General features: G+C 44.2%; 7 protein-coding genes and 1 pseudogene. 2 read left to right on the top strand and 6 right to left on the bottom strand.

The genetic code is table 11. From position 1 onward, the window contains the following. The 4 genes and pseudogenes from ACQY6Q_RS10785 to prmB all read right to left on the bottom strand — a co-directional run. A pseudogene (locus tag ACQY6Q_RS10785) lies at positions 1-295 on the bottom strand (ATP-NAD kinase); the annotation flags it as partial. Positions 296-304: 9 nt separating this feature from the next. Further along, positions 305-814 carry an elongation factor P hydroxylase gene (locus tag ACQY6Q_RS10780; protein WP_427981259.1) on the bottom strand — a complete coding sequence of 170 codons (510 nt, stop codon included), beginning with the start codon at positions 812-814 and terminating at the stop codon, positions 305-307. A gap of 82 nt (positions 815-896) precedes the next feature. Next, positions 897-1,985 carry a chorismate synthase gene (aroC, locus tag ACQY6Q_RS10775; protein WP_427981256.1) on the bottom strand — a complete coding sequence of 363 codons (1,089 nt, stop codon included), beginning with the start codon at positions 1,983-1,985 and terminating at the stop codon, positions 897-899. Positions 1,986-1,996: 11 nt separating this feature from the next. Beyond that, positions 1,997-2,920: a 50S ribosomal protein L3 N(5)-glutamine methyltransferase gene (prmB, locus tag ACQY6Q_RS10770; RefSeq protein ID WP_427981253.1), complete on the bottom strand. Its 924-nt coding sequence runs from the start codon at positions 2,918-2,920 to the stop codon at positions 1,997-1,999. Positions 2,921-2,981: 61 nt separating this feature from the next. On the opposite strand from prmB, the gene smrB reads away from it, so the two are divergent. Beyond that, positions 2,982-3,506 carry an endonuclease SmrB gene (gene smrB, locus ACQY6Q_RS10765; protein WP_427981251.1) on the top strand — a complete coding sequence of 175 codons (525 nt, stop codon included), beginning with the start codon at positions 2,982-2,984 and terminating at the stop codon, positions 3,504-3,506. Positions 3,507-3,551: 45 nt separating this feature from the next. On the opposite strand, the gene ACQY6Q_RS10760 is transcribed toward smrB, so the two are convergent. Then, entirely contained in the window at positions 3,552-3,761 is a 210-nt protein-coding gene (locus tag ACQY6Q_RS10760; RefSeq protein ID WP_055732046.1) for a DUF1107 domain-containing protein, read from the bottom strand. A gap of 183 nt (positions 3,762-3,944) precedes the next feature. Next, positions 3,945-4,412 (bottom strand): phosphohistidine phosphatase SixA, encoded by a 468-nt coding sequence (gene sixA, locus ACQY6Q_RS10755; protein ID WP_427981248.1) that lies wholly within the window; start codon positions 4,410-4,412, stop codon positions 3,945-3,947. Between the two features lie 157 nt (positions 4,413-4,569). Between sixA and ACQY6Q_RS10750 the strand changes: the two genes are divergently transcribed. Further along, on the top strand, positions 4,570-5,859 hold a 1,290-nt coding region (locus tag ACQY6Q_RS10750), incomplete at its 3' end, for an insulinase family protein (RefSeq protein ID WP_427981246.1).

The raw sequence follows: 5,859 nt of genomic DNA, 5'->3' as shown, positions 1-5,859 counted from the left end.
GTTGTGCCGCCAATTGAGTATCTTCAGCACTACAGGGCTCAGCTGCTCGATAAACCACTTGATAGGGTAACTTCAATTGCTCACAAAGCTGCTCCCCCATTTCCGCAGATGCGGTCAAAATAGTGAAATCATGCTGTAGTGAACTCAGTGGCAACAAGGCTTGATGAGCTCGCAAATTGGCTTGTTTAACCGCTCCCTTAGCCAGCGCCAGCTCTGCCACCCCATCACTACCTTTTAGCGCCACACTGCCACCTAAACCAGCAATAGGGTTAATAATCAATCCAAGCTTAAGCATAATACACCTCTACAAAGAGCCTAGAAGTTGAGATTGACGAGCCGTCGTTAATAGGTCGATAAAGCGTTGGGCGCGTAAGGGAAAGCCTTGTTTCAGGTAGTACTGGTATTGCTGCTCAACTGCGGCACCAAAGGCGTGTCTATCACTTTGAAACCCCGATAAGTTGTCAACGCTAACCTGAAAAGGGCGCCCTGCAGCCAAACAAAAAGCATACTCTAATGCTTGAGGTTTCACCTCTACTTGTTCAAAAGCGTGCTGTTGCTGCTGATTGCGACCATCGGAATGATACCAATAGCCGTAGTCTTCCAAGAGACGACGCTGTTCACCGGCAATACACCAATGCGCAATCTCATGCAGTGCGCTAGCAAAAAAACCATGGGCAAAAATAATTTGATGCTGAGCCCGCCCCTGCCCTTTGGGTAAATACAAGGGTTCATCATCACCCGCCACCAGCACCGTATCATAGTCAACGAAGCAGTGGTTAAATAAACAAATGAGTTGCTCTACATCATCTAACATGGCTTATTCAAACAAATACTTTGGCGATAAAAAAGCCCTTAAATAAATGATACTTAAGGGCTTAAACAAACACTAAAAGTGTCTAGCGTAAGATCGGCGTATCGGTAGTCACGTCGCCATTTTGTCCACGCTGCCGCAAGCAATGATCCATTAATACAATGGCCAACATAGCTTCGGCGATAGGCACAGCCCTAATCCCTACACATGGGTCGTGGCGTCCTTTAGTCACCACTTCCACTGGCTGACCAAATTTATCAATGGTTTGTCCCGGCACGGTAATACTCGAAGTAGGCTTAAGCGCAATATGTGCAATTACATCTTGTCCTGAAGAAATGCCACCTAATACTCCTCCAGCATGGTTGGAGCTAAAACCTTGCGGTGTCATTTCGTCTCGATGTTCACTGCCACGTTGATTAACCACCGCAAAACCATCACCAATCTCAACGGCCTTAACCGCATTAATCCCCATCAAGGCATGCGCGATATCAGCATCAAGACGGTCAAATACTGGCTCTCCCAAACCCACTGGCACCTGAGTAGCCACAATAGTTAAACGCGCACCAATTGAATCGCCTTCTTTTTTAAGCGCTCGCATAAATTCATCCAATTGCTCAAGTTTGCTGGCATCAGGAAAGAAAAAGGGATTCTGCTCAATTTGCTCAAAATCGATGTTTTCAGCTTTTACTGGGCCAAGCTCACTAAGGTAGCCACGAATGTCCACACCATGCTGTTGCTTAAGATACTCTTTAGCTATCACACCCGCGGCTACTCGCATTGCCGTTTCACGTGCAGAAGAACGGCCACCTCCACGATAATCACGCGTACCATATTTTTGATGGTAGGTGTAATCGGCATGGCCAGGGCGGAACATGTCTTTAATATTCGAGTAATCTTTCGAGCGTTGGTCGGTATTTTCAATCAACATACCAATTGATGTACCAGTGGTCTTCCCTTCAAATACCCCTGACAAGATTTTTACTTGGTCGGGTTCACGGCGCTGGGTGGTATAGCGAGAAGTACCCGGTCTACGACGATCCAAATCTTTCTGAATCATCTCTTCAGTTATTTCAACCCCTGGTGGACAACCGTCGATGATACATCCCAGTGCCACACCATGGCTTTCACCAAAAGTTGTGACTCGAAATAGCTGGCCAATGCTGTTTCCTGCCATCAATTGCTTCCTTACTGTTTGAATAGGTCGCCACAAGCTAATAATTGCTCGCGGCTAATAATAAATACGCCATGCCCACCATTAGAAAATTCAATCCAAGTAAAAGGCACCTCTGGATACTGCTGTTGCATGTGTATCTGGCTATTGCCAATTTCTACAATTAACAAGCCCTTAGGATTTAGGTGTTCGACCGCATCTGCCAAAATTCGTTTAGTTAATTCTAAACCATCAAAACCTGACGCCAAACCCAGCTCAGGCTCGTGAGCAAATTCATCAGGCAAGTTGCTCATGTCTTCAGCGTCAACGTAAGGAGGATTACTCACGATTAAGTCATAACGCTGCCCGCTAAGTTGATTAAAGCCATCAGACAATATAGGAATAACCTGCTGCTCTAAGCCATGTCCCTGAATATTAATTTCAGCCACGGCTAAAGCCTCTTCTGAAATATCCACCGCATCAACTTCGGCCTCGGGGAAAGCGTAAGCACAAGCTATGGCAATACAACCGCTACCAGTACACAAATCGAGAATACGTTGTGGTTCTTGAGTTAACCAAGGCGAAAATTGATTTTCGATGAGCTCGGCAAAGGGAGAGCGAGGCACTAAAACCCGTTCATCAACATAGAACTCTAAACCGGCAAACCATGCTTTATTAGTAAGATAAGCCACTGGTATACGTTCTTGAACACGTTTAACCACCAGCTCAACTAACAGAGTTCGCTCTTGACGAGTTAAGCGGGCATGGCGTACCTCGGGGTCAATATCCAAAGGTAAATGCAAGCTAGGCAGAATCAGTTGTACCGCTTCATCCCAAGCGTTGTCTGTACCATGGCCATAGAAAACCCCCGAAGCATTAAAGCGACTCACCGCCCAACGGATCATATCTTGAATAGTATGTAACTCATCGACTGCTTCTTCGATAAATATCTTTTCCAATTTGGCCTCCAGTTTAAGTACAATCACCCACAAATGGCTTCCGGCACAACTGATAAATAAGATGAAAAAACCCACTGACGAAGATTTCGCGGCCTTTAAACAAGCCCTTCAAGGCGTTCGCCAGATAAAACAAGATAAAATAAGTCCTGAGCCTACTCGAATCAAGAAAAAAAGCCAACAAAGGGAAAAACAACAGCGCGCTGTACTAAATAATCACCAATTCTTCTTTTCTGATGAATATCATCCGCTATTGCCTACAGAAGGGCCGATGCGTTGGCAAGGCGAACAATGTGATCCCTATGAGCTAAAGAAGCTTCGCCGCGGTGATTATGATCCGGAAATTATGTTAGACCTACATGGTCTAAGCCAGTTACAAGCTAAGCAGGAAATAGCAGCTTTAATTCAAGAGTGTAAACAGCAACATTACCACGTAGCTTCAATCATGCATGGTCATGGCCAGCAAGTATTAAAAACCAAAGTACCTCAATGGTTAGCTCAACATCCTGAAGTCTTAGCTTTCCATCAAGCGCCGAAAATCTACGGCGGTTCCAGTGCGCTGCTGGTATTAATTAATTCTCCAAACTAAAAAACCACTCATCAAGAGTGGTTTTTTACAAGGTTAACCAGCTAACTAAGCGGCTTTATTTTTAAATTGATCGATTTGTTGGTTCACTTCCGCCACCGTTTGCCGATGCTTGGTGGTTTTATGATTAGGCAGTGTGATTAATTTTCCATTGTTAAACTCATAAGCCCCTCGTCCTTTGATATACAAGCGTCCTTTAAAAAACGCTTTAACGTATCGGGCTATTTTTACTGGAGAATAGCGAGAAAATATCTTCATGTTCTTGTCCACTACTTAATTCTGACAATATGGATACTACAAAGAGAATTCCGCTATTTCCAACAAACTCGAGGTTAATTGGTGGTTTCGCGAACAGGATCGCAAAAGCACAAAAAACCAAGAACTTTTAACAAAAAGACCAAAGCACTAAGGACGCAACAAAAACCAGATAATAAATCCAAACTAACTTAAACTTACTGGATGCTGCAATGACAATAGGCTGTTTTCTACAGCAATTTCCAATTCTGCGACAGCAGCGGTACTGAATAAAGGAGCACCTACTTCAGGCACTAAACCGTCCACCAAAAAACCCACCAGCGGCAAATGAGAAATAACCAATACCTTGGCCTTCGGCTTGTCTATGGCCAGCTCTTTAATCAGTGCCACTACCGCTTGTTCATCGCCCGAAGGACTTAACTCTTTAAGTTCTACCGTTTGCTCTGGTTTAGGTAATAGCTTGGCTAAACACTGCCAGGTTTGTTGAGCTCGTACATAAGGGCTAATCAACAAATAATCCAGATGAGTAATCTTATCTCTTAAAAAGTGTCCCATCTTGGTCACTTCGTTAATACCTTGCTGGTTTAGTGCTCGCTCACTGTCACTGGCGGCAAACATTTCGGCTTCACCGTGACGCATGATATATACTTGCATAAAGGGCTCTTCTTCAATAAAAAGCGATGGCTAAACGCTCAAGCTTACAAATTTTGGCTGCTAATTTAATTGATATGCCACAAAACATCCATCAGAGTTTGCAAGACCTGCGCAAGCGAATGATAATCATACTACTAGCGCAAATAAGGAAACCGTCTTGCGAATCAGCCCAAATGATCCGAAACTTTACCGCCATATAGTATTAGACAATGGTCTGAAAGTACTGTTGATTCAGGATCTTGGTGCGCAAAAGTCTGCCGCTTCACTGGCAGTAAATGTAGGTCATTTTAACGACCCCAAACAACGGGAAGGCTTGGCTCACTTTTTAGAGCACATGCTATTCTTAGGCACTGACTCCTACCCTGTCCCAGGCGAGTATCAAAGCTTTATTAACCGCTATGGCGGCAGCAACAATGCATGGACAGGCACCGAATATACTAATTACTATTTTGATATAGAAAGCCGTTGGTTTGACGAGGCGCTAGACCGTTTTAGCCAGTTTTTCATTTGCCCTTGCTTTAATCCTGAGCTGGTTGAGCGTGAGCGCCAAGCCGTTAATTCAGAATATCAATTAAAGCTAAAAGACGATGTTCGGCGCATCTATCAAGTACATAAAGAAACTGTTAATCCGGCTCACCCTTTCAGCCAGTTTTCAGTAGGTAATTTAGATACTTTAAGCGATCAGCAAGGCGCAAGCATTCGCGATGACTTAATACAATTCTACCAACAGCAATATTCCGCAGACCTGATGTCATTAGTACTGCTTAGTGAAAAGTCCTTAGACTTGCAAGAGGCCCATGTTCGACGCTTATTTGAAGCAGTGCCTTGCGTCTCCCAACAAACTAGCAAACTGCCGCCACTATATTTAGCGGAACATTTAGCCATTGAATGCCACATTCAACCAGTTAAAGACTTAAAAAAACTCACCCTGTCCTTTGGCTTCGATAATACCGATGCACTTTATCGACAAAAGCCGCTGACCTACATTGCTCATTTATTGGGTTATGAAGGGCCCGGAAGCTTAGTGGCACTGCTACGTCATGCTGGCCTAATCAATTCTATGGCCGCAGGTGGTGGCATCAGCGGCAGTAACTTTAAAGACTTTACCCTTAGCTATTCGCTTACCGATGAAGGTCTAAATAAGGTCGATGATATCATTGCGGCCAGCTTTAGTTATTTAGCGTTAATTCGAGAGCAAGGCGTACAAGCTTGGCGCTATCGCGAAAAACAGCAGGTCTTTGAACGGGCATTTTTATTTCAAGAAAAGTCACGAGCCATTGATTTAGTCTCGCATTTATCGCTTAACCTTCAACACTACCCCGAAGAAGATCTAATATTTGGTGATTATGCCATGCAGCAGTTTGACCAAAGCCTAATCGAACATTGTCTGCAACAAATGAGCCCCGAGCGGATGCGTATCAGTTTAGTATCGCCCAAACTAAAAACC

The sequence above is a fragment of the Agarivorans sp. genome, assembly GCF_050295395.1.
Taxonomy (GTDB): Bacteria; Pseudomonadota; Gammaproteobacteria; order Enterobacterales; family Celerinatantimonadaceae; genus Agarivorans.
Note: the sequence above shows the minus strand (reverse complement) of the source record. Positions and strands in the feature narration are given on the sequence as shown.

Bases quoted from the DNA above. Each gene is read 5' to 3' on its own strand.
- ACQY6Q_RS10780 (WP_427981259.1), bottom strand. From the start codon at position 814: ATGTTAGATGATGTAGAGCAACTCATTTGTTTATTTAACCACTGCTTC.
- aroC (WP_427981256.1), bottom strand. From the start codon at position 1,985: ATGGCAGGAAACAGCATTGGCCAGCTATTTCGAGTCACAACTTTTGGT.
- smrB (WP_427981251.1), top strand. From the start codon at position 2,982: ATGAAAAAACCCACTGACGAAGATTTCGCGGCCTTTAAACAAGCCCTT.
- ACQY6Q_RS10760 (WP_055732046.1), bottom strand. From the start codon at position 3,761: ATGAAGATATTTTCTCGCTATTCTCCAGTAAAAATAGCCCGATACGTT.
- sixA (WP_427981248.1), bottom strand. From the start codon at position 4,412: ATGCAAGTATATATCATGCGTCACGGTGAAGCCGAAATGTTTGCCGCC.